General features: G+C 42.5%; 19 protein-coding genes and 1 pseudogene. 18 read left to right on the top strand and 2 right to left on the bottom strand.

Annotated features, from left to right (window positions below):
* Positions 1–171 precede the first annotated feature (171 nt).
* From BS614_RS23525 to BS614_RS23455, 15 genes and pseudogenes are all read left to right on the top strand, one after another.
* Complete coding sequence (locus tag BS614_RS23525; protein ID WP_074095748.1) at positions 172–1,446, top strand: ABC transporter substrate-binding protein; 1,275 nt, start codon at positions 172–174, stop codon at positions 1,444–1,446.
* A gap of 3 nt (positions 1,447–1,449) precedes the next feature.
* Positions 1,450–2,322, top strand: coding sequence for a carbohydrate ABC transporter permease (locus BS614_RS23520; protein WP_017687487.1), 873 nt, complete (start codon positions 1,450–1,452; stop codon positions 2,320–2,322).
* A gap of 49 nt (positions 2,323–2,371) precedes the next feature.
* Positions 2,372–3,187: a carbohydrate ABC transporter permease gene (locus tag BS614_RS23515; RefSeq protein WP_036674932.1), complete on the top strand. Its 816-nt coding sequence runs from the start codon at positions 2,372–2,374 to the stop codon at positions 3,185–3,187.
* Positions 3,188–3,300: 113 nt separating this feature from the next.
* Positions 3,301–4,518 carry an MFS transporter gene (locus tag BS614_RS23510; protein ID WP_074095747.1) on the top strand — a complete coding sequence of 406 codons (1,218 nt, stop codon included), beginning with the start codon at positions 3,301–3,303 and terminating at the stop codon, positions 4,516–4,518.
* 509 nt (positions 4,519–5,027) lie between these two features.
* Positions 5,028–5,684: a cell wall hydrolase gene (locus tag BS614_RS23505; RefSeq protein ID WP_074096969.1), complete on the top strand. Its 657-nt coding sequence runs from the start codon at positions 5,028–5,030 to the stop codon at positions 5,682–5,684.
* 230 nt (positions 5,685–5,914) lie between these two features.
* A complete protein-coding gene (locus BS614_RS23500) occupies positions 5,915–6,589 on the top strand; it encodes a hypothetical protein (protein WP_074095746.1) in 675 nt (224 codons plus the stop codon).
* Positions 6,590–6,768: 179 nt separating this feature from the next.
* The gene (locus tag BS614_RS23495) at positions 6,769–7,128 is read left to right on the top strand and encodes a hypothetical protein (protein WP_074095745.1); all 360 of its coding nucleotides are present in this window, start codon (positions 6,769–6,771) and stop codon (positions 7,126–7,128) included.
* 62 nt (positions 7,129–7,190) lie between these two features.
* Positions 7,191–7,475, top strand: a complete 285-nt coding sequence (locus BS614_RS23490; RefSeq protein WP_074095744.1) for a DUF3139 domain-containing protein — start codon at positions 7,191–7,193, stop codon at positions 7,473–7,475.
* A gap of 118 nt (positions 7,476–7,593) precedes the next feature.
* Positions 7,594–8,345 (top strand): annotated as a pseudogene (gene yaaA, locus BS614_RS32630) (peroxide stress protein YaaA).
* A 395-nt stretch (positions 8,346–8,740) separates the two neighbouring features.
* Entirely contained in the window at positions 8,741–9,619 is an 879-nt protein-coding gene (locus tag BS614_RS23480; RefSeq protein ID WP_084174706.1) for a prohibitin family protein, read from the top strand.
* A 215-nt stretch (positions 9,620–9,834) separates the two neighbouring features.
* On the top strand, positions 9,835–10,587 hold the full coding sequence (gene yaaA / locus BS614_RS23475) for a peroxide stress protein YaaA (protein ID WP_074095742.1): 753 nt from the start codon (positions 9,835–9,837) through the stop codon (positions 10,585–10,587).
* Positions 10,588–10,952: 365 nt separating this feature from the next.
* Positions 10,953–14,249, top strand: coding sequence for an RHS repeat domain-containing protein (locus BS614_RS23470; RefSeq protein ID WP_074095741.1), 3,297 nt, complete (start codon positions 10,953–10,955; stop codon positions 14,247–14,249).
* Between the two features lie 31 nt (positions 14,250–14,280).
* Complete coding sequence (locus BS614_RS23465; RefSeq protein WP_074095740.1) at positions 14,281–19,062, top strand: RHS repeat-associated core domain-containing protein; 4,782 nt, start codon at positions 14,281–14,283, stop codon at positions 19,060–19,062.
* Positions 19,063–19,088: 26 nt separating this feature from the next.
* The gene (locus tag BS614_RS23460; protein WP_074095739.1) at positions 19,089–19,583 is read left to right on the top strand and encodes a hypothetical protein; all 495 of its coding nucleotides are present in this window, start codon (positions 19,089–19,091) and stop codon (positions 19,581–19,583) included.
* Between the two features lie 289 nt (positions 19,584–19,872).
* Positions 19,873–20,466: a hypothetical protein gene (locus tag BS614_RS23455; protein ID WP_074095738.1), complete on the top strand. Its 594-nt coding sequence runs from the start codon at positions 19,873–19,875 to the stop codon at positions 20,464–20,466.
* A 548-nt stretch (positions 20,467–21,014) separates the two neighbouring features.
* Here BS614_RS23455 and BS614_RS23450 read toward each other — a convergent pair.
* Positions 21,015–21,317 carry a hypothetical protein gene (locus BS614_RS23450; RefSeq protein WP_074095737.1) on the bottom strand — a complete coding sequence of 101 codons (303 nt, stop codon included), beginning with the start codon at positions 21,315–21,317 and terminating at the stop codon, positions 21,015–21,017.
* A 120-nt stretch (positions 21,318–21,437) separates the two neighbouring features.
* Positions 21,438–22,004, bottom strand: a complete 567-nt coding sequence (locus BS614_RS23445) for a DUF4879 domain-containing protein (protein WP_074095736.1) — start codon at positions 22,002–22,004, stop codon at positions 21,438–21,440.
* Between the two features lie 651 nt (positions 22,005–22,655).
* Between BS614_RS23445 and BS614_RS23440 the strand changes: the two genes are divergently transcribed.
* The 3 genes from BS614_RS23440 (at position 22,656) to BS614_RS23430 (ending at position 24,894) form a co-directional block, all read left to right on the top strand.
* Positions 22,656–23,837 carry a WXG100 family type VII secretion target gene (locus BS614_RS23440; RefSeq protein WP_074095735.1) on the top strand — a complete coding sequence of 394 codons (1,182 nt, stop codon included), beginning with the start codon at positions 22,656–22,658 and terminating at the stop codon, positions 23,835–23,837.
* A gap of 19 nt (positions 23,838–23,856) precedes the next feature.
* Positions 23,857–24,312: a hypothetical protein gene (locus BS614_RS23435; RefSeq protein WP_074095734.1), complete on the top strand. Its 456-nt coding sequence runs from the start codon at positions 23,857–23,859 to the stop codon at positions 24,310–24,312.
* A gap of 330 nt (positions 24,313–24,642) precedes the next feature.
* On the top strand, positions 24,643–24,894 hold the full coding sequence (locus BS614_RS23430; RefSeq protein ID WP_074095733.1) for a hypothetical protein: 252 nt from the start codon (positions 24,643–24,645) through the stop codon (positions 24,892–24,894).
* The last annotated feature ends 523 nt before the right edge of the window (positions 24,895–25,417 follow it).

The raw sequence follows: 25,417 nt of genomic DNA, 5'->3' as shown, positions 1-25,417 counted from the left end.
AGCTACTTCGTAAGCATCATCTTGCCTTTATCCCCGGATTTTAACCATTGAAAGAAATGATTCAAAGAAATCCGGGGATAACAGCGATCGGAAGATGGTACTGCACTCGGCGTGCCCCGTGTAAAAACTTTCGTGCAACTTACATCAAGCATCCTCAGGAGGTCGTCTTTCATGAAAAAAAATAAAAAATTGATCCTGCCGCTTGTCAGTATGCTGGTGATGTCCATCCTGCTGTCAGCTTGCGGCGGCGGGGATAACGCGTCATCTGGAGAGAACGGCTCCTCGGGTTCAGGTAAAGTTACGATCAGCTTCATGCACTGGCGTGGAGAAGATGTGGAAGCACTCAACAAGACTATTGACGCATTTGAAAAAGAAAACCCGAACATCAACGTGGAGATGCAGACACTGCCCTCCGATCAATACCAGTCCACTGTACAATCCAAAATCAGTGACGGTTCGGTAGGAGATGTATTTGCTTCCTTCCCGGGTGCACAGTTTGAAGCCTTTACCAAAGCCGGATTGTTCACGGATCTGACTGGATCATCGTTCTTGTCGGCCTACAATTCAAAGCTGATTGAATCAGGACAGCATGATGGCAAGCAATATGCGATCCCGTATCAACTCGTATATAACGATCCAATCTATAACGTAAAACTGTTTGAACAATACGGCTTGACGCCACCAACCGATTGGGAGGGCTTCCTGGCACTTTGCCAGAAGCTGAAGGACAATGGCATCATTCCGATTGCTTTTGCCGGAGCTGACATTGGCCCAGGGCAATTCATGAATACGATGGTGATGAACAATGCACCGAGTGACGACATTTTTACCAAAGTAGAAGCGGGCGAAGCCAAACTGACAGATGAGTTTTGGGTGAAAACGTTGACTCAAATCAAGGAACTGAACGATAAAGGTTACTTCCAGCAGGATGCACTGGGTACCAAAGACCCTGCGGCGGGCGCACTGTTTATTCAAGAGAAAGCAGCGATGCTGGCGAGTGGATCGTATCAATTGGCTCAGAACAAACAGCAGAATCCAAATCTGGAGCAAAAACTGCTTGCACCAATTACGGTAAGTGCAGATCAAGCGAAGTATGAAGGGGTGCATACGACTACATTCATGCTCGCCGTGAACAGCAAGTCTAAACATCCGGAAGAAGCGAAGAAATTCATCGAATTCCTGAGCAATCCGGAAGTGGCGAGTGACTATGCCAACCAAACGGGACAAAATGTAACGGTGAATGATGTGAAGTACGACACGCCTGAGCTTCAGGTAGCCGGAGAATGGGCAACCAAAAAGACCGTGTTCCAGCCACGGTTCACCATCCTGAACGGAGACAATCAAAAAGCAGTAACCAACTCCATTCAGGCTGTGCTGAGCGGCACTTCTCCGGAAGAAGCAGCACAGCAGGCACAAGCGATCATTGATCAGCATATCGGGAAATAAACGATGAAAAACCGTCTTCAGCTATCCCTGTTTCTGATCCCCGGGTTGCTGCTGTACGTTGGATTGTTCGTATTTCCTACATTGACGGGGCTGTTCTACTCCTTTACGGATTGGGATGGGGTATCCCCGTCGTATGCATTTGTAGGGCTGGATAATTACAAGGACAGTCTCAGCAGCATCGTATTCCGCAAAGCCTTTGGCAATAACGTGGAGTTCATGTTAACGGTTGTTATTGCACAGACCTTTATTTCACTTGTCCTGGCCCTGCTCTTGGTACGCAATACCAAGACACGCATTGTGCTTCGGGCATTGTATTTCCTGCCTGCGATTCTCTCCTCCGTATCGGTCGGACTGATCTGGGCATTCATGTATGATCCATCCATTGGATTGATCAACTATGGATTGAATGAAGCCGGGATGAGCAGTATTGCTCGCAACTGGATTGGTGATCCTAAGATCGCCATCTATTCCATTGCTGCGGTACAAGTCTGGGCCCATGCCGGGCAGATGATGATTGTATTCATCGCAGGTCTGCAAGGCATTCCGGCAGAACTGTACGAAGCGGCTCGCATGGATGGCGGTAGCAAATGGCAGGTATTCCGTACCGTGACCTGGCCGCTGCTGGCACCTTCGGCAACGATTGTTGTGGCCTATACGACCATTCAGTCGTTCAAGGCATTTGACCTCATTTTCACAATGACGGACGGAGGCCCGAATTACGCAACTGAAATTTTGACAACATATATCTATCATACCGCCTTTGGCAGCTATTCATTTGGTCTGGCTTCTGCCGGTTCCATGATCTTCCTGGTGTTGCTCGCGCTCTTGACGCTGTTGCAGTTCAAGGCACTGCGTGCCGACCGGGTAAGTTATTGAGGTTGATGTTGGAGCATTCATCCTGCAATCGAGGCAGAAGGGAGTTCACATGTTTTTAAAATGGTTCAATCGCCTGATCTTATTGGTGTACGCGCTGCTGATTCTGGTGCCGCTGTACTTTGTATTTGTATCCTCGTTCAAAACAAGCAGCAACTTCTTCACCAGTCCATTCAGCTGGCCGGACCCGTTTACGTGGGATAACATCACCGGCATGTTCCGCAATCAGCCGATGTGGCAATATTTCGGAAACAGTCTGGTCGTGACGCTTGGCACGGTTGCGATTGAGTTATTGCTGAGTAGCATGATTGCTTACGCCATTGTCCGTTGGGGCGGCAGTGTAGGTAAAATCGTGTTTGCTCTGTTCGTAGCAGGGCTGATCGTTCCTTCCCAAGTGAGTATGCTGCCGATCTATTCCCTTACGCGTACACTCGGCTGGTCGGACAGTCTGACAGGATTAATTGTCGTATCCGCCGCGATGCTGATGCCAGTCTCCGTATTTATGCTGACAGGTTTCATGCGCATGCTTAATTCGGAGATTCTGGAAGCGGGCAGTATGGATGGAGCAAGTGAATGGAGGCTCTATACCCGGATTGCACTGCCACTGGCTGCACCTTCGCTGGCGGCAACGGCTACGTTCCTGCTCGTCATGGTATGGAATGATTTGCTTATTCCGATGCTGATGCTCAGCAGTAAGTCCAAGCTCACGTTACCGCTCGCGCTTATGCAGTTCCGCGGGGAATACGTGACGAACTATCCGATGATGCTTACAGGGGTGCTGGTAACAGCCATTCCGATGATTGCGTTGTTCCTTCTGCTCCAGCGTTACTTTGTTGCCGGTCTGACAGCGGGTTCACTCAAGGGGTGAGGTATCGCAGAAATCGGAAGGAAAAGCTTATTTTGCATTGATTTCTGGAGCATTCTGCATAATAATGATTGAGTGTCAGAATGACTACATAGAGATCAAGGGAGCTATAAGTGATGAGCAAACTGGAAGTATTGCGGAATCCCAAGCAGCGTAAGCTGCTGTTCAGTGCCGGCATGAGCTGGCTGTTTGATGCGATGGAAGTTGGTATGATTTCCTTTATCGTGGCTGCACTCGCCAAGGAATGGAGTCTCAGTCCCGGACAAGTCGGGGTGCTTACGAGTATTAACTCGATCGGTATGGCGCTCGGTGCTTTGCTTGCAGGTGCACTTGCGGACCGTTTTGGACGGAAGGCCATTCTGATGTGGACCTTGCTAATATTCACGATTGCAAGTGGTCTGTCTGCACTTGCGACTGGATTTGCCGTGTTGTGTGCACTGCGTCTGGTTGCAGGGATTGGACTTGGCGGAGAGCTGCCCGTGGCATCCACACTGGTATCGGAGTCGATGCCTACAGCGGAACGCGGACGTGCCGTTGTATTATTGGAAAGTTTCTGGGCAGGGGGCTGGATTGTATCAGCGCTCATTGCCAACTTTGTCATCCCGGAGTACGGATGGAGAATTGCTTTTGCCATTGGTGCACTTCCGGCGTTCTATGCACTGTATCTGCGTCGTGCCATTCAGGACCCACCGCGGTACAAGAATCATACCAAGCTTCATAAAATCACGTTCCGCGAGAAAGTGGCTACCGTCTGGTCAGCACCACATCGCCGTACAACGTTGATGCTCTGGATTTTGTGGTTTACCGTCATTTTCTCTTATTATGGAATGTTCCTGTGGCTGCCTTCGGTCGTGATGGCAAAAGGATTTACGTTGGTTAAAAGTTTCCAATACGTGCTGATCATGACGATCGCACAGTTGCCAGGTTACTTCACCGCGGCGTACTTCATTGAACGTTACGGTCGCAAGTTCGTACTTGTTGTGTATCTTACCTTGACTGCATTCAGTGCGATTGCGTTTGGACTGGCAACAACCGAAGCGACGATCTTGGCCGCAGGAATCTGCCTATCTTTCTTCAATCTGGGAGCCTGGGGTGGTCTGTACGCCTACAGCCCGGAATTGTATCCGACTTCCGTTCGTTCGACAGGTGTGGGTCTTGCCACATCCGTTGGCCGGATCGGTGGCGTACTTGCTCCATTAATGGTCGGTATGCTGGTTCAACGCGAAGTGGCCATTAGCCTGATTTTCACGATTTTCTTCGTGACCATCCTCATTGGCGCAGCGGCTGTACTGTTCTGGGGCCGGGAAACGAAGGGTCAGGAACTGGCCGAGTAATTGTCAATAAATACAACGCAACTTTTGTACGGGTCTGCCTGCCTACGGAAATAACGGGTTGGACAAGCGGTATAAGGTTGATACAAGAAGGGGCATGACCATGGTGTGACCATGGGCTCATGCCTCTTTTTGCTATGTTCAGCGTCGTTTTTTCACTGCGTCATCGGTCCGATAGACTTCATTTTTTCTATATCCTATAATGACACTCGGGATGTAGGGCCGTGAGGATTCAGGAGGAAGATGTGGGATCTGGATTCAGAAAAGTGGAGGTTAATAGCATGATGAAGAACAACATTGGAATGGAACAACCGAATGAAATGAATGAAAAGAATATGATAATTGAATTAGATAGCGTGAGTGAGATGAAAGAGATGAAGGTGGTTAGCCATATGAACAGTAATGAACGTACTACAGTTGATAGCACGAATGAGGAGTTGGATCTATTAACGTTTGCTGACACCATGGAGCCCATCACTGTCAGTCGGAAAGTCACTCATGGGAAGGGGAAAATGGCTGGCAAAAGAGCAGGGCGGGTCAGCATGCTCCTAGGTGCCTGCGCATTGACTCTGGGATTGACCGTGGCAACTCCTTCTGCGGGAGCGCAGAAGCTGGAACAGGGCGTTCGCAGCGAACATGTGCTGCAATTGCAGGAGCAATTAAGTGATCTGGGGTACTTTGACGCCGGATTGACCGGATATTACGGTACGATTACCAAAGGCGCTGTCCGCAAGTTCCAACAGGCACAGGGGCTGAGTGCAGACGGCGTTGCAGGTCCGGCGACACTGAACAGACTGAACAAAAAGGCCAAAGCCGAAGGCGAGACGTTACGCCAGTTGGCGAAGCTGATCCACGGTGAAGCGCGCGGAGAATCTTTTGAAGGACAAGTCGCTGTAGGAGCAGTTGTCATGAATCGAGTGCATTCGGATTTATTCCCATCATCGATCTCGAAGGTCATTTTCCAGAAAGGGCAGTTCACGGCTATTGACGATGGACAGTTCAATACCAAACCGACGGCGACCTCTTATAAGGCAGCACGCAAAGCATTAAATGGCGTTGATCCAACGAATGGAGCACTGTATTATTACAATCCGAAGATTGCCACTTCGGTGTGGAGTAAGAGCAGGCCGACGTTGCTGACCATTGGGCAGCATGATTTTACGAGATGAGTTAAGTTGAGATAGGTAGTGTAACATTTGAAATGGTAATGGTGAACCTCGGCTGTACGCTGCTGAATGCAGACGTGTACCGGGGTTTGTTTTATATATTGGTTGTGTGGGCGAGGATTGTGCATAGAACCGTTTTAGTGGAATATCAATAAAATTATTCTGAGGAACAGATCGAACAGGCTGGATCGACTGTGTTAGAATATAGGAATTATGGAAGTTGGAGGATTGAAGTGGGAATACATAATGAGTTAAGTCAAATTAGAGTCGAAAACCAATCAACTACTAAACAAAAAGTTTTTTCAATTGTATGTGCGATAACGATCGGATTGATTTTAGGTTTAGCAGCAAAGCTTGTGGATGCTCAGGGGATTAACCCCATATTTGACGCGATTGGTGGACGTCTAGGTATTTGGATTTTTGTTGCAACACTCATATCAGTTTTTAGTTATTCTCCTAAACTAGCAGCAGTTAAGGTATTCTTCTTTTTTGTGTCGCTGCTAACCGTTTATTACCTATACACCGTGTTTTTCCTACATTTCTTTCCAAGGAGAGAAATTGTTTTTTGGGGGATGTGTGCAGTAGTATCTCCAATGTGTGCTTATGTGATGTGGTATGCACGTGGCAATGGAAGGGTATCTAGTTTAGTTGTATCCCTTCCAATCACAGCTCTACTGTCCGAAGGGTATCAATTGCGCGACGCTTACTTGCCCGAGCATACTCATTACTATTTGATCCCAATACTTATGGTAATATATCTAATCATGGCCATTGTTCTATTATTTATTATTCCTACAAGTAGACTTAAATTTTTGATTATACTACCAATATCTATATTATTGTCTTTCATCATAATATATTTTAATGTTCTAGGGCAGTTATTCGGTGGCTTGAACGGAGTGTTATAGTTCACTTTGGCAGATTGTCATACAAATGCGACAGTCTTTTTTACAATAGTATATTTGCTTGTGTCAAAGTCTGGTTCGTCCTGTGTTGCCATAACAGGATTAACATTTGAAAAGATGAGAGCTACTGCAAAAAAGGGTGACTATAATCTTCTTGAAATTCATAATAAAGGGGGATTTATATGAAAAGAGTATCGTTTTTTTTGCTTTTTCTTCTTCTATTGACAGCATCCGCTTGTTCAAACAAAGTCACTTCATATACAGGAGAGAGTGAGAATTGGCGTGTCTCATGTACAGTTCAAAGTAATAGCGATGTAGCAAGCTATGAATATGAAATTAGGTACTTAGGAGATAATCCTTCATTAATCGAAAAAATTAATTACAAATTTATGAGCGAAAATATTCATTCTAAAGGAGAAGTACATTTTAATAATGTAATCAGAGGAAAAGCTGAAGGGATGTCCCCGTTTTTGGATGAGAATGAATTTCTAGTTCAGATTGATTGGGAAGGAAAATCGGAGAAGATAATTGTTACTAAATAATTGTTTTACAGGCAGAAATATTAGTGATAATACAAATTACAGGCTAAGTGAGGTGAGTAGAAATGAAGTTGCTAAAGACCTCATTAGTTATAGTAGCACTAGTGGTCATCGCTTCTTTTACATGGTATGGCTCTTATAAGAGTGATATGAAGCAGCTTGAGGATGACTTGAGAACATATTTAACCGCCGAAAAAGGAATAGATGGAAATAAGATTATAAGCATCACTGCTCGTCGAAGCAAAATGCCGATGTATCCTGTTGTCGTCAAATTCAAGGACAATCCGCAGGAATATATCTACTATAGAGCAGATGAATGGATTCAGCTGACGCCTGATCCGCATGAATAATTCAATCATACGTACTAAGATAATAGAGGATAATATGCAACACCATTGGATTTACCCATCCAATCCTGTACAATGAATAACGACAAAAACAAAGGTAGATTAAGGATGGACTAGCACGATGAGAATTATCATATCACCAGCTAAAAAGATGAAGATCGACACCGATTTGATAGCTATCGCGCAGATGCCGCATTTTATAAATGAATCAGAACAGCTATTGAGTCTGCTTCATAAGTTATCTTATGACGAGCTCAAAGCGATGTGGAAGTGTAACGATGCAATCGCTGAACAGAACGTGGAGCGGATTCGGAATATGAATATAAGAGCAAATCTTACGCCAGCCATTTATGCCTACGAGGGCATTCAGTATCAATATATGGCACCGGGCGTTTTTCAAAATGAGGAACTGGCGTATCTTCAGCAGCATTTACGCATATTATCCGGTTTTTATGGCATTTTACGGCCTTTAGATGGCGTTACGCCGTATCGGTTGGAGATGCAGGGTAAGCTGCAAGGTCCAGGTTTCAAATCGCTCTATCAATTCTGGGGCACAAGTTGGCGGATCAACTTCAATCTGAAAACAATTGTATTCTGAATCTGGCTTCCAAAGAGTATAGCAAGAACATCACGCCTTTCCTGAAAGAGGAAACCCGGATGATCACTTGTGTTTTCGGACAAATGGTCGATGGTAAACTTGTTGAAAAGGCAACCCGGGCCAAGATGGCCAGAGGTGAGATGGTACGATATATGGCTGAGCGGAAGATTACAGATGTGGAGGATATCAGAAGCTTTGATCGGTTAGGTTTTGTTTTTTCAGAAGAGAAGTCGGATGAGTATACTTATGTATTTATATATTCAGAGGGACATTAGCCTGTTGTACAATGGTTTATAAATTTTGGTTCGTATAGGTTACGCATTCGTAAAATGCCATCAAATAATTTGATGGCTCTTTTTTTTTAGACTAAGGCAGTTTTATTCGGAATATGTTGTACCTACAGAGGTCTACAGGAAGTGACGCCGAATATCATTGAAACCTAATATGAATTTACAAAGTATATATAAAGAAGGATATAATTAGTTGCTATTTATAAATTTGTACTCGGTTACATCCATAGAGGGGAGGTCGAATATGCCATTTATTGGGGGAATCATTTTAATTTTTATCCTAGCATTTATTCTATGGTCATTAATGTTCCCGCTATTCAATAAAATAGGTAGTAGAATTTTGAAGAAATACAATAAATTCAAACAAGAGGAGAATGGTGATGAAAAATTCAAAGACGTTTAGGGTAGGGGCAATTGCGGTTGCATTAGTTATTATTGTGGGAGTATTACTGGTGACCTTCTTTTTAACACGAATTCCTAACGGATATGTTGGGGTCGTATATTCACCCAATGGAGGGGTAAAAGATAGTACACTGAGTCAAGGGTGGAAACTTGTTGGAGCGTTTGATAAAGTGACGAAATATCCGATCCGAATTCAAACGGTGGAATACAGAGATATTCAGATTGCTACTTCTGACGGGAAAAACATCACAATTGATTTTGCTTACAACTACCAAGTAGAACCAAGTAAAGTATCTTCTATCTTTAATACATTTGGGCCAATTAGCATTCAAGAAATTGAGGATACATATCTCAAAACACGTTTCCGTGACGCAGCTCGTAAAGGTATCTCCAAGTTTACAGTCATTGATGTGTATGGTGAAAAGTCATCCGAAGCAGGAGTAGACGTGCAACAACGTTTTTCTGATGACGTTAAAGAATTAGGCTTTATTGTATCAAACGTTACTGTAGGTGTTCCTCAACCTGACGCTAAGACGCAAGAAGCAATCGATAAGCGTGTCGAAGCTTCTCAAGAACTGGAACGTAAAACGACTGAACTTGAGATCGCCAAAAAAGAAGCAGATCGTAAGCGCGTGGAAGCGCAAGGTAATGCAGACAAACTATTGATCGAAGCAGAAGGTCAAGCTAAAGCAAATAAAGAGCTTCAACAATCCTTATCGAGTCAACTCGTTGAATATGAAACCATCAAGAAATGGGATGGAGCCCTTCCATATGTAAGTGGGTCAAACACGCCAATGATTCAATTGCCGACTACAAAAACAGAGCAAAATAGCGGCGCTGGGAGCGTATCTCCCTAATCTCGGTTTGAAATGCACGCCTTGCTTTCTCACCAATTTAATGTGTTGAATTCTAATGAACAAGCCGGTCCAATCGTGGGCTGACTTGTTCATTTTTGAGTCTTTTCAAAGGTACCATGAGGGATTTAGTTAAGCCTTGGCATTGGATTCGCCTGTCCAATCCTGTACAATGGATAACGACAAAAACAAAGGTAGATTAAGGATGGATTAGCACGATGAGAATTATCATATCACCAGCTAAAAAGATGAAGATTGATACCGATCTTATGGCTATCGCGCAGATGCCGCAGTTTATAAACGAGTCAGAACAGCTATTGAGTCTGCTTCAAAAGTTATCCTATGACGAACTCAAAGCGATGTGGAAGTGTAACGATGCAATCGCCGAACAGAATGTGGAGCGGATTCAGAATATGAATATTAAAGCAAATCTGACACCAGCAATATATTCTTATGAGGGTATTCAGTATCAATATATGGCACCAGGTGTTTTTCAAAATGAGGAATTAGAGTATCTTCAACAGAATTTACGTATTTTATCCGGTTTTTATGGCATGTTACGGCCTTTGGATGGCGTTACCCCTTATCGGTTGGAGATGCAGGGCAAGCTGCAAGGTCCAGGCTTCAAAACGCTCTATCAATTCTGGGGTAGCAAACTCGCAGATCAGCTTCAATCTGAAAGCAACCACATCCTAAATTTGGCTTCCAAAGAGTATAGTAAAAATATTTTACCTTTTCTGAGTGAGGAAACCCGGTTCATTACTTGTGTATTCGGACAAATGGTCAATGGGAAGCTTGTTGAAAAGGCAACTTGGGCCAAGATGGCCAGAGGTGAAATGGTACGTTATATGGCAGAGCACAAGATTACAGATGTGAAGGACGTAAGAAACTTTGATCGGTTAAACTTTGCCTTTTCAGAAGAGCGATCTGACGAGAGTACGTATGTATTCTTACAAGCAGAGGGCAAGTAGCCTGCTTTGCGCTGATCATGTACCAGAATGATAACTATTTGATTCACTTAAAAGTCGCCAACTGGCGGCTTTTTTATTTTTCAGATATTAAATCTAAGTCCTAATCAAAATAGGAAAGACGATTAACTCAGTTAAAATAGCATTTGAACTACATCTAATCTATTATTCTATTTCGTATCAGGATAATTACAGGTTATATTTTAAATTGTTATCTGAGATATAAAAGGAAAAAAGTCCCTGAATTTAGGGGCTATTTTACTATGTCCTAAAATAAGGAAAATGACGATAATGATTTATTAGGCTCCATTTATACATCTGTTGAGGGAGGAAATGGAGAAAAAACATAAAGGAGGAATATGAATTCCATGAGTTTAAGAAAAGGTTTTATTGTTTTTCTGATGGCTTTGTTGTTGATTGGAACCATCTATCCGACTAGCGGTTATGCGCTTTCGAATCAATTGGATGCCATAATAACAACTGAAAGTAGCACGGAGAAAGTTGATGTTCCTATGGAGGAATCAACTTTAACAGACAACGAATATCTGGAAGATATTGATCCGGATTTCTATGAAGAACCGGAAGGTGTAGACGAATTTATCGAAGAACCGGAAGATGAATCGACGGTTACTGATGATACATACGGGGAGAACTCTTTCTCTGCTCAAGCAATGGCCATGGCAGACGAAACTTTGACCATGAGTCCTGGAGATTCCTATACGTTCACGAATAACGGAAGTGCGACAAGATCGTTAAGTACGAATGCGGCGACCTCAAGAAGTAGTGCGTACGATTACGTTATTTATAGACCAGATGGCAGCATCATGGGCGAAAACATGGACTCTACTAGTAGTTTATCAGTAGGTTCAGGCTATACAGCTGTGATCACCTCGACGGGTCAGAATCCTTTTACGGTGACAATTCGTTCAGAATTTTCCTACAGTGTATCAGCTAACCCAGCCATGCTTAGGGTTACGTTATCCAAAGGAGAGAGCTATCGATACTTTAATGAAGGGACACAGTCAAGAGTTCTAAGTGCCGATACTTCCACAGCTCAGGACAGGAAGATAGATTACGCTTCATACAAAGAAGATGGTAGTCTTGTAGCTTCCAATTTCCAAACGACTGGGAAACCTTCACTTGCGGGAGGGAACGAAATCATTATTACTGGTGCGGGCTCACAGCCTGTTAGTGTTGGTTTTCCCTATGAAGTCTATACCGGTGAATGGAGCGATGAGCCAGCCTATACGCGTACAACGCTATATCAGGGAGATAGCTACCAGTTCACTAATATCAGTTCCAAATCCGATGCACTCCAAACGGATGGAACGACCAAAGATAAGCATGATTACGTTGTTTATCTTCCGGATGGAACGGAAAGTTCTACAGGGACGAATACGACCACTAAACCTACTGTAGCAGCAGGAAGAACCGCCGTTGTAACTTTGGTTACAGCAACGCCTGTAACATATGGTGTGCCCTATCGGACATTTGATGTCCAAAAAGCCGGTGGCGATGCAATTACTCGAATCACTGTATATCCTGGAGAATCTATGATTTTCAGTAATAATGGTTCGTTGGCCAATCCGATAAAAAACAATGCCAGCAGTACCAATGGAGCCCTTTTTGACTATGTTCTTTATACAGCAGAAAACGTCGTTCATTCGGATGGATTCAACAAAAATACAAATCCGATCATTCGTTCACAAGGTTACGCAGTCGTGACTGTAGTTGGGCAAGTCCCAATTGAGTTTAGTTATACGGATGATTTCTCGGTTGAAGAAAGCATGGAACCTGCGTACCATCGCGTAACACTCAAACAGGGAGAAAGCGTGACATTTTGGAATAACACTACTGATCGGGAATATCTCGACAGTGATGCGTCCACCACCCAAGGGCGGATCTTTGATTACGTCACCTATTATCCAGATGGTACAGAACGCAGTACAAGAAAAGCAACAACGGTTGAACCCGTTGTTTACTATGGAAATAAAGCAGTAATCACAGGTGTATCTGCTCAACCTGTAACCATAGGGGCGATTTACACCATTTTTGATGTAGAGGATCGACCAAATGAAGCACTAACTAAGATTACGGTATCACCGGGTCAATCGGTCAAATTCCATAATGGAGGCTCACTCAGCAACCCAATACGGAGTAACGCCAAAAAATTAGGTGCACTGTTTGATATTGTGGTGTATAAGGCAGACGGCAGAGCACATAGTGACAAATTCAATAGCAATGTAAGTCTCGCTACCATTCCTTCTGGTGGTGAAGCCGTCGTTACGGTAGGGGGAAGTACACCTGTAACATTTGAATACACGGATGATTTCTCTGTCGTGGACAGCCAGGAACCAGCTTATCTGCGCGTTACGTTGAACAAAGGCGAGAGTTATGCCTTTACCAACATAAGCTCAGATGCGAAAAGGGTCCGAAATGATGCTTCCAGCAGCGAGGGGCGGGTGTATGATTACACGATTTACAACGTAGATGGAACAGTGTCAAGCAGTAGAACAGCAACAGCGATTGAGGCGTATGTCTTGGGTGGTAAAAAAGTTGTTGTTACCAACATCTCGGATCAACCCATAACGTATGGTGGGATTTACCGTGTTTTCCGTGGACAAGATGATCAAGTCCCTTCACCAGAATCGGAAATCACTGTTAACCAAGGGCAGAGCGCAGTATTTACAAATCCGGGTTCGGAACCTGCTCAAATTGAACGAATCGCAGGAGTAGCATCCGTTGTGGATTATACAGTCTACGATAAATCTAATAAAGCATTGTATTTCGTGGAAGGTATGAGTCATGCAACATGGGATATTCCAGCAGGTGCAACGCTTGTTGTTACCGTAGTATCTACGGAACCTGTAACGATTAAATATCAATCTCCTGTGACAGCCAGCTCAAGTCAGGAGCCTGCACTTATCAAGCGGAATTTGACGCCAAATAACACGCTCTTGTTCTCGAATACCTCACCTTATGAGGCTATACTCGTTGGTTCTCCTTCTGAAGGAGGAACCTATGATTACGTTATTCGGAATCAGAATCAAGTGGTTATTAAGGAAGGAAAGAACGCTACAGGAGGACAATTTGTACCTGGAAAGTCTGACATTCAGGTGCATAACGTGTCAGCTCAAACGCTGAAATTTGTAGGTGCTTATCGGCACTTTACGGTCAAGGAAGTGGAAGTGGAGTTTCTGACTTTGTATGAAAACACAGAGACGGCGCTTCCGACAGTTCAGCAAGGGAACGTATACTACCGTTTTAGTCCGTATAGCTCTGACAAGTATCGGATTGCCATAAAGGAATCAGGTGATTTTTCCATTGAACCTCGGATCGAATTGTATTCAGATAAGGAACTCAGCATTCCGGTAGCTGCTTCAATAGAGCAAGAACAGGTATATGGTGAGCAATATACCGTTCTTGAATGGGAGCTTGAAGGTGGACAGAATTATTATATCAAGCTAAGTGAAAAAGAAGGAAAACCGATTCAGGGAGCCATAAAAGCAGCATGGATGAACATTCGTAATGACAATAGCTATGAGTACGGCTATGGCAATCAATTGCTTAAAGTCGTTCTATTTACAGGAGATCAAATTGTGTTTGAGTATGATCGCAACGGTAATTTAACGAAACGAACGAAAAAGATTTTCCCATTTAATTAATGATTGTCTAAATCTAGGTTGAGGTGATGGAGTGTTTAAGAAAATAACGATTGTTTGGTTATGCGTCATATTGGTTCTTAGTGGGTTCGGTTCCTTTGGATATGGAGGACAAGCAGCAGCGGCGGCAGAAGGTAGGGATTCCCTCCCTTCCGCTACCTACATTACAATCCATAGTTTAAAAGAGCAATTTGGTATTAAAGAAGATTGGATTGAGAAAAAACTAGATCAAGGTTACTCGCTGTACCAGTTGTATAAAGCTTTACAGACAGATCGCACAGGCGGCGAGGCTGCTGAAAAATGGCTAGAAGCACAAGAAATAAGCGAACCGATTCAAATGGAGGGGCTACGCCCTTCCGGATCATCACAGCAAAATAACTTCTCGATTAATGCTCTTAATGAGGATGCTCCAGGTACAGGAACAACCGTGGACGAAACTGGACTTAACCATGTAGATATCCGAGATGACGCATCGCTTTATATGACATCTTATGGGGCAGAATCCATCTCAACTGCTACAGGGGAAATGATGATTCAAAGTACTGACCTTTCTCTACCTGGTCTCATTCCGTTTGATCTGACACGCGTCTATGACAGTGCTAGAGCGAGTGGACAGCTGGGCGTTGAATATGACGAAACTACACAGACATATTCCAATATGGTTACGCCACGCAAGGAAGAACTCTCTGCTGGATTGGGGCAAGGCTGGCGTTGGGACATTCCTTTCATGGAAAAGCGTGGTGATCATCAGTATATTCAGATTCCAGGCGTGGGCTATTACCGCTTAAACGCGAATCTAGAACTGGAAGGTTACGTATGGAATGACTTAACCGTTAAGCGAGATGCGACCGTGACTGTTAATGGCGTATCTAGCAGTTATCGTTTATCCATCCGAAACGGCTACGATTATCTATTTAATGAAGCCGGAGAGCTGTTGCAAATTACAGATGGCTACCGTAATACCGTGAATTTTCACTATACGACATTGAACGGAAACCAAGTTATTGCACGAATTGAAAACAGCGAAGGTCAGGCGCTGACATTTGCTTATGACAACCTGAAGGTTACTGTACAGCTTGCAGGAACGGATCGGAAAGCAACATACACGCAACGCGAGGACGAAGGCATTCGCATTTTGCGAGAATACACGGATGCTCTCGATCGCACAACGACGTATACGTACTATTATCCGGAATCCAAATTCAATTTTCTGCCTGAGTTGCAAAGCAACCAAAATGCTCAAGGTGTGATGCATACAGCGTTGCTATCGCGCATTACAAGCCCCTCATCAGCTATAACGGATTATGCATATATTCCGGCGCTGAAGCAGATTGGCGAAGCTTCCTCTCATTTCGTATTCCAAGTAAGAGAGCGCAAGAGCCAGTTTAGTACAACGGATGGCGAAGGCGTTCTGGACAAGGTTAACTTTGAGTACTCTGGAGAAGATCTGGACTCTTACGGTCAATCCGCATTATGGACAACGAAAGTGAAAGCAGAGAACACCGCAGATACTTGGACGTTTTCCAAAACGTTTAGCGCTGCAGCTCATCCAGATTTGGTTCGCGCAGATAAGCACACGTTAACTGGAGATGACGTGACTTATTCCACGGAGTTGCAGTACGATAACCAGACGAAGCGAAACCTTCCGACTCAAATGACGGAGTGGGTTAGTGAGGGGGGACGTGCAGGCGAGAAGCTAACCACGACCATGACCTATGATACCAATGGAATGGTGACTTCAGAAAAGCGCAGTACCGGACAAGAATCCACTTATGCGTATGAAACGAGTAAGGCTCCATATCACTGGATCAAACCTATTCGTTCGACCAGCAAGATTAATAGTACCTTGGAGAGATACACCGAAACAACCTATAACAGCCAAGGTTCCGTTCTGCGGAGCACAACTAAAAATGGATACGGCGGGCAGTTGCTCACTGAATCGGAAGTGAAGTTGGATGATAAAGGAAGAGTCACCAGCACCACGGATAAAGGCGGCTATTTAGCTAAAGACAGCGTAGCGACGTTGAGTTATCAGGCTAATGCAGGGCATTTGGTGAAATCCAAGTCCATAACCGTGAATGATGCTGCTGGTAAAGCAGAAGCCCTCGTGGAATCGTATCAATATACGAATGCTGGTGAACTGGAAAAGACAACCGATGCATCCGGGGAACAGGAATCGTATCAGTATGATAAGAGAGGGCGACTTCTACAAATTGTCCATGCTGATGGTACGAAATCAACTACGGCGTATGATGATGTTAAGAACATCATTACAAATACATCGGCTGATGGCATTGTCACAACCGAGCGGTATAATCCGTTAGGTCTTTTGGTAGAAGAGCAGACGGCTGAGGCTACGTATAAATACGCCTATGACCGCGAAGGTAATGTAACGGCTGTTGAGGATGCTGAAGGCAATGTTACGAGAGTTGTAGTCGACGCGTTTGGGCAAGTGATAGAGACGAAGTATCCAGACGGGACCACCGGAACAACCAACATTGATGCTGTGGCCCAAACGGTGACCTATAAGGATGCTGCTGACAATCGCACACGAGAGAAGAAGGATTTAATTGGTCGAGTGACGGCGGTGGAAGAATATAGGAATGGTGCATATGTTCCGTTACAACAAACCGAGTATGATATCGATGGTAACGTAATTGCATCTATCGATGGTAACGGTCAACGAACGACATATACGTATGATGCGCTTGGACAAATCACGACGGTAACCACACCGAAGCAAGAGACAAGTCGCTACTTCTATAGCTATCAAGGCCAAGTGACACAGATCGTATCACCGAATACGCAAACAGTCACAAAACAGTATGATGAATTGGGAAGACTCATCAAACAAACGCATCCGAGTCCAGCCGGGTATGCGACAACGTTATATTATGATAAGAAAAGCAATCTGATTAAAAAACAGGATCGACTTGGGAAAGTAACAGAGTATACGTACAACAGTGACAATATGCTCACAGGTATGAAAGCACCGGATACGAATGTATCCTATACGTACGACGAGATTGGCCGCAGAACATCGATGACCGATGATCATGGAAAGACCACGTACAGTTATAGAGTGGCAGATGGGATGTTGAACGGACTGACGTTCCCGGATGGGACACGACTTGATTACGAAAACAATACCCAGCAACGTCTAGGGTATACCTTAACGGATGCCAAGGGACAATCCTTGCGCATTCACGGCGAAGTAGACGGCATGAATCGGGTAACCTCCATGGATATTACCTCGGGTTCAGGAGGGGCTTCTGCACTTGCAGCATCGGGAACGACGCCTGTGGATCGTATGACATTCAGTTATGCGTCCAATAGTTTGCTGGAGAAATTGTCGTTTGGCAAGGGCCTCAGCACAAGCTACCAGTTCAATGGCTATGACCTGTCGGGAATCACGATCTCTCAAGGGACATCTGCGGTGCAACAGTTCGCCTATGAATATGATGGGAATAAAAACATCACGTCCCGTACACAGAACGGGGAAACCGATCAATACACATACGATGAATTGAGCCGGATTCAGACCGAAACGGGCACACAAAAAGAAACGTATACTTATGACCCGAATGGTAACCGGTACAGTACCGGAAGTGGTAAGGTATACGGTCTAAAGGATGCACAGTATACGTATGACAGCCAGAATCGTCTGATTAAAGCTACGGGTGAAGGCAAAACGGTAACCTACAGCTATAATGGAGATGGACTGTTGTATGAACGTACGGAAGGCGACCAAACGATTCGTTATTATTACGATGAAGAAGCCAAACTCATGGCTGAGGCCACTGTGACGTCTGGAAAAGCTGAGCTGACATATGCCTATATCTATGATCTGTATGGGCAATTATGGGCCCGCCAGGACAAGCAAACAGGTAAACTGGAATACTATCAATTGAATGGTCATGGCGATGTCGTTGGCCTTGTGGACGATGCAGGGAAAGTGCTGAACAGTTACACCTATGACATCTGGGGCGGACCGTTAACAATAGAGGAAACCGTACCGAATATGCTTCGCTATGCCGGAGAATATTGGGACGATACGGTAGGACTGCAATATTTGCGAGCACGTTGGTATGATCCAGGCATGGCACGTTTCATCGGTGAGGATACGTATGAGGGAGAATTGAATGATCCATTAAGTTTGAATTTGTACTCCTATGTAAGTAATAATCCTCTAAAATATGTAGATCCGAGTGGGCATGTGGCCGTAGATGTAGATGTTTTCAACATTAACTGGAAATTAAATTCCTTAAAAGCAGATTGGGTTTACTGGGATGGGGTTTTTAAAGGATCCAAAGACAATTCATCAATGTGGGTTCACGCACACAAAAAAAGAAACCAAGCTGCAAGTCAAGCAAAAGCGATAAGAAACAGCAATAAAGGAATGCAAGGACTTTTAAAGCAAAGTGATCCCGTCTTTAATGCATTTGTTTTACAAAATGATACTTCAAGAAATATGAAAGTAATGGTAGACCCTAAAAGTAATATAGTTTATTATGCGGACGCGTCAAAATATAATTGCACTGGTTGCATTTACGATGAGACAACGTACACGAAGGGAAAAGCAGATGCAATTATGGGGGATGTTTCCTCACGACTTACAAGTCTAGTTACCAGTGAAAAATTCGGGAATGTAAACTATTTAGTAGCATCAGTTTTTGGCAATGTTGAAGTAACTAAAAAGGGTACGGTAACTACTATGATCTATGTGGCCAACCCCAAAGGGTATACTATGCAAACTGTAATTGTTACTAGTGATGGTAAACCTACTGCATGGACTGGTTGGAATCCATACTATTAAGTATTTTGTAGGGAAGAGGTGTTATTTTGAGAAAGGTATTAATAATAGGTGTTTTATTAATGATTACCATATTCATTTTTTTTATTTTTATTAAAGATTCAGCTCCAGTACAAACTAGCAGGCATATAATATCAGTCGACCTTAAAGATAATTCATGCAAGGTAACTGTTAATGATCCACCAAAGCCTATAAACAGGAGTACTCAAACAGAACGATTTGAAAGTCCATCATGTAACAAATTAAAAGAAGGTGATTCAATAACCTATCGGTATCTGAATGAAGGGAAGTATCTATACATCGTTTCAATTAATAAAGAACCAACGAAAGATCCTTTGTCAGGAGTGGTAACTAAAAAGTTAGAAAATGAAGGAGCCTTCTATATTAAAGTTAAATCAAACAGTTTTGGAGATGAAACATTTCCTATAGACAAGAAAGTTTGGAACAAAGTAAATATTAGATCCAATGTTATTTTTTATCTAGATAATTGGGACACCCCTATTAACATAACAAAAATACAGTAAAAGATTGTTTGAAAAAATGAGAGAAATGAGTTCATTCTTATATTGCATTTTAATATAAAATTGCCGTATCTTTCTTAAAGAAGATGACCTCGTTATACATCGGGGCATCTTCTTTAATATTAATGAGAGTATGAGTTGCAACCTTCGGCATATCCGTTGTATTAAGAAGATTGGAGATACTAGCATGATTGAATATAGGTATACAATTGAATATAAATAACTCAACGCTGAATTTTGGGCTAAGGGTGCTAAAGGGGTCGCAACTAAGATTCTATTGGGGACTGACAAATTGAGCAAAATGATTAAAAGCTCAGAAGAGTTTGAGAAAGCATCACGTTTGGTTTCAAAAGTAATTTGTGTTGACGAGAGGTTACCAAATCCAGTATTTAAAGTTTCCTTTCCAAATAAAGTTGTTTTTGATTTTGATTATGTAATGAGCTGTAAATTTTGGGATGAATTAGAGAAAATCATGGATGCTTTTGGTGACCCCTCTGTAATTATGGCTGTTTTAGATCCAGACCCTGTAAATTATTACTACAGTGATTTTTCCCAATATAACTGGTGCGTTTTACAAAAGGGTACCACCGCTGATGAGTATTGGAATATCCTTAATCATGGACCAGAAGAAAGCCCTGCTGATGCTATTCTATCTAATTCTGAAATAGTTATATGGTTATCGTCGTCGCTGAATTGGGCAATATGGGGAGAAAGAAGTTACGGCATTTGTATTTTAGGTTTTAACGATGAAATGAGCAAGTACAGTAGTGACTCATGTTTTTCAATAGACAGGGCTATTACTGATTTGGTGGCCTTAAACTTTACCAAAGGTATACCCGAAGATGTGACTAATAAGTTAATGAAACATTATAGTATTAAGAACTAGGAACTGATAAGACCTTGAGGACTCTAATCCTCAAGGTCTTTATTTAATATCCCCTCCTTTGTATGCCTCATATAAAAAGGATATGAAGGATCTTGAAGATGGTTTAAGAACGTATTGAACCGTTAAAAAGGGATAGATAACAAATAATATTGTTAGCATTAAAGCTCGTCGTAGGAAATTCTTCAGTGTCCTATTGTGGTTAAATTTAAGGACAACTCACAAGAATATGTGTACAACTACAGAGAAGAGCAATGGGTGCAACTAACGCTTTAAAGTATTCCAAAATCAATTGAATGTTATGAATTGTAATGCGACATTGAATTCACGTAGCGAATCCTGAAAGTCGGATTAAACGTATTGAGACCATACGTTTAATAATGAGCAAATTAAAACAAGTGGAACTGGAAGGTTTGACCCTATTGAACTAGACACTCGGCAATTTCCTTGAAAAGTGTCTCTGCTACTGCTCTTAGGGTAATCTCACAACGAAAAAAAGACGCAGGGGATGTGTATCCCTGCGCCTGATCAAGAAATCAAATCGGTGTCCATCAATCCAGATAGGTTAAAAAAGACTCTAAAAAAAGTTTTTCTAACGCAAGCTGGGCAGAGCCTTTAGCACTTGTTAACGGATGATTAGCTCGTTCCAAAGCCGCACGAATTAGAGACTTGGCGGAATCTTTGTCAGCAAACACATTGTCCATGCGTATACGGGCTTCCTTAGCATCATAACGAAGCATCAGGTTGTATTCCATCTCCATATGTCGCACCAGCAAGGAGGAACCTGCAATTTTACCATCAGCATCGGTTAAGGGATTGAAGCCACTGTTTTTCCTCTGCTTTGTTCCACGCATCCTGGACCTTCTTGAGACGCATTCTTCAAGGCCGTCTGAGCAAATGTACTAACACAATTGTTAGCAGAAGAGTGAGCTGTCATAGCCAATTCCTCCAATATTCATATTACATCCTTCCTGTTAACGAACATTAATCCAAGCGGTCCACTGTGTTGGAATGTTAATGGAATAGACCGTACCTACAAATTGCCCGCCTGTTGTATTAGGGGATTCATAAACCCAAGAATGGGCAAAAGCATCTATGACACGATCACCATCCAGATCAATAGCTTCAGACCAGTTGTTGGTCATTGTATTGCCGGCGAGTTTGCCGTAGTGACTGCTGTCATAACCGATCTGGAACGTAATACACTGAATCCAAGCCCCACCATGATCATTGGTCGTGGAGAGCGGATTGTTATTGAAGCCGTAAATTTCTTGACCGCCATTAGGAGATACAACACCATATACATTAATGTGAGATACTTTCGGAGCAGGAGCAAACAGAACTGGACCACCCGCATTATCAGCCCTCTGCGATTCAAATTCAGCCTTAGCCGCTTTCACAGCTTCACGGAATTCTTTGGAATTAATAATTTCTTCCTTTGTCAACGGTTTGGCTTGAGTCACGTCACCGTCTGCATAAGCAGCAACATTAAACGAAAGCACTAGAACAAGAATAAGAGCTAAACTAATCAATTTTCTCATAGCAATAAATTCCACCTTTCTTGTTATGGGTATTCATTTACAAAAACGTGCGGTTACGACAAATAGACCTGCTTGCAGATTAAAGCCTCTTGCCCTCCTCTCTTTTAAAGATGGTTCTTCCCCTTTTTTCTTTACTGAAAAAGAAATTAAGGAGGTAGAACTCTACAGGCTAGAAAACTCTATGAAGTAGGAATGTATATAAAATGAATGCCTGCCAATGATTATGTGTTACAGACAAAATGTAAAACTCATTTATTCGCATTGATATCTTAGCTGTGGTAGGCCCTTATACTCATGGTAAAAATATAAGATTTCAAAATAAGTATTTAAATTGAAATATATTCCATTTATATAAACATATAGTACATCTGATTATCAATTCAAGTCAAGTTTATTCATTAATTATATGAATTGTTAAAGCGTGTTGCTCGTCGCAGTAAAAATGCTACAGTATCCTGTAGTCGTCAAATTGAATGACAACCCTCAAGAACATGTATACACTTGCATAGAGATCGTATGGGGCTGAAGGACGGATATAGATCATTCTGAGCGTGGATTCATGCAGTGAAATCAGGAGGTTAGCCGGATGTAATTGCCATTAAACTTCTGCTAACATAGTTTTATCATATATTAGATGAGCGGTGAAAATGGATGAATACCATTAAAGTTACCCCTGAACAGTTACATCACGTATCGAATCAAGTGGATCAGGCGAGACAACAATTGGAGCATATACGGGAGAATCTCACAAGACAGATCATGTTCCTTCAGCAGATGTGGCTGGGTGTGACGCAGGAGCGTTTTTATGATGAGTTTGCGCGGTCACGACCTGTATTGCAGAAGGCGCTGGAAAGTATGGTGAACACCTCTAAGGAATTGAAGGATATCGCCACGCGATTTGAGAATATCGATGCTGAAAAGGTGAGTCTTGGCAATGCTGTTGGCGCTGTAGGTGCGGTAGCGATGATGAAGACCTTGGGTAATGATGCGGGTTCGGAGGATAAAGGCTACCGGATGGCACAAGTCAATGTGTATGGGAAGCTGATGTGGATGCCTGTGAACGAGAATGGTGTTACGGATCAGGCAGCCCTTCAGGCATATAAGAAGGATCAGGGGCATTTGGATATCAATCGGATGCAAGCTACGGATGCTGAAGCGCCAGGAGAAGATATTTATGCGATGCAGATCAAAGCCTTTGAAAATGGAATTCATCCCTTCACAGGTGAGCCTGTATCCGATAAGTATGCTCAGCTCATGTTGACTTCTCTAAAGTTCAGCCAGCTATTTATGGCATTTCAGATGGTTCGCGGGAGTATGCCGGGTGGCAAAGGGCCGTTTCGCGTACCTTCTTCTCATCCAGCTGTGGCGAAGATTAAAAAGAATTTGGAATCGGCTGAGGCAAGGAAAGCGAATGCGTACCAGAGTAGTTGGAAAATCAATGAATTAAAGAATACTGAGGGTTTTAAAAAAGGAACTACAAGTAATGCATTGAATCATATCTTCGAGGGTGAAATAATAAAGGGACAAGCGGTTGGATTTCATTATGAAGGTATGCCAAATACCAAAGGGAAAGTTGTTGGAAATATTGATCCTCCTAATGAGTATGGTGTGTATAGAGCCAATGTAGAGGTAGATGGAATACTAAAAAAAGCGAAGACCACGTTTTTTTCGAAAGATTGGACACCACAACAAGTAATTGATGAAATAAATATAGCTTTCGATAACAAAGTTCTTTTCAAAAATAATAGATATAGAGGGACTTCCAGTACAGGAGTGACTATCGAATTTGTTATAAAAAATGAGAAAATCACATCGGCTTATCCGTTGTATTAAGAAGATTGGAGATACGAACATGATTAAATACAGGTATACAATCGAATATAAAGAAGATTTCAACGAAGTTATCGTGGACCTAGGCATCGATTCATCATTAAAGAATGGTTATCTGATTAGTAATTCTTTGGGATCGGATATATTTGGAGACTTCGCCACGATCCAGGAAGAGATCGGAAACTTAATCGAATTACTGAAAGGGAAAATAACGTTATACGAGGGTGGAGGGAATGTGAACTTAATAAAATCTGATAAGTCTTTCACAACTTTTGAAGATATCTTTGCAGAAGAAGATGAAGAGGACAGTACATGTGAAATTGAAACATTAGAATATGTAAAGATACTATTGTTGTGGGCAAAAGAGAACTTTCAGTATAAAAGCCGACGAGGCGTTATCTTGAAAGAAGAAGCGGAATTAGCATTAGATTGGATAAACAAAAAATATATTGAAATCTGTGAGATTGAGAGTCAATAATCGCAAAAGATCGTTGACCATGCCGATCGTTTATTAGAAAAGATTAATGTTGAGTTTCAAGATTCTTTCTGCCGATCCTATGTGTGATGATGATGTATAAAAGATTGATCCTGTTGAATCCAATCAACCCGTCCTACTATGAATGGTTTACAGATTACCTTTTACAGTGTGGTCCCGATTGGCAGGAAGAGGCGAATAAGTTAACGGATCTTTATACGAAAGCAGATTTTCAACGTGCTTGCGATTCTGTACAAAAGATTGAGTGTGATGAGGATTATTGGGGTATATAAATGTCCAGACGTCATCTCAAATTGTTATGGAGGGAATGTGGTGGCTTCGTTTGTATTATTGTTGAAAGATTATGAAGATGAGGGAAAGGTTATTTATCATTTTGGGCCGAATGAACAAATTATGGGAAAGATAGAGTTAAATAAAAAGAATGAAACGATACAAGAAGTGACGCCAGTAGTAAATGCCAATAACGAGTCGAAATTTTATTTTGATAGAGCGGCTCAGAAATTGGCAATGTGTCTGTATCGTGAAAACGGACAATTTCCAAATAGAATAACATTTGAATCGTAAGAACAACGCAACCTCGATTGTTATCCCACTTTCGAGGTTTTTTTGATTTAAGTATATACTTCTAAAAGTCTAATTAGTTATTAAGTTTATTGATATGTAATGTATTTTAAACAGATCATGCTACGCTCCAAGCTTTTCAAAAGTATCGTTTAGACACATCAGGGGCGGTAGAAGATACAAGAGTTAAAGAACGAGTTATTTAGTGTCCTTAAAAAAACTGGTGCAGTTATGAACGTGACCAACACAGAAGAATGTTAAAACAATTAAATTTACATCATCAGATGAGCGGAAAACGTATAAGTACAATCCCAAAGGAGGTATTAAGTCTGTTACTTGATGTAAATTTAAAAGTTGCTGCCGAGTATCCTAAATTAAATATGAAGTTATCTGAAATTTGACCTCATAAAAAGAGAGTGGTAGGCCGCATCGGCTAATTGATGATTCACAATTGAATCTAGTCAACTCAAAAACTTACATGAGTAAGTACAGGTATATCATTGAACTCTACCAAGCGTTAACCTTA

Source organism: Paenibacillus xylanexedens (genome assembly GCF_001908275.1).
Taxonomy (GTDB): Bacteria; Bacillota; Bacilli; order Paenibacillales; family Paenibacillaceae; genus Paenibacillus; species Paenibacillus xylanexedens_A.
Note: the sequence above shows the minus strand (reverse complement) of the source record. Positions and strands in the feature narration are given on the sequence as shown.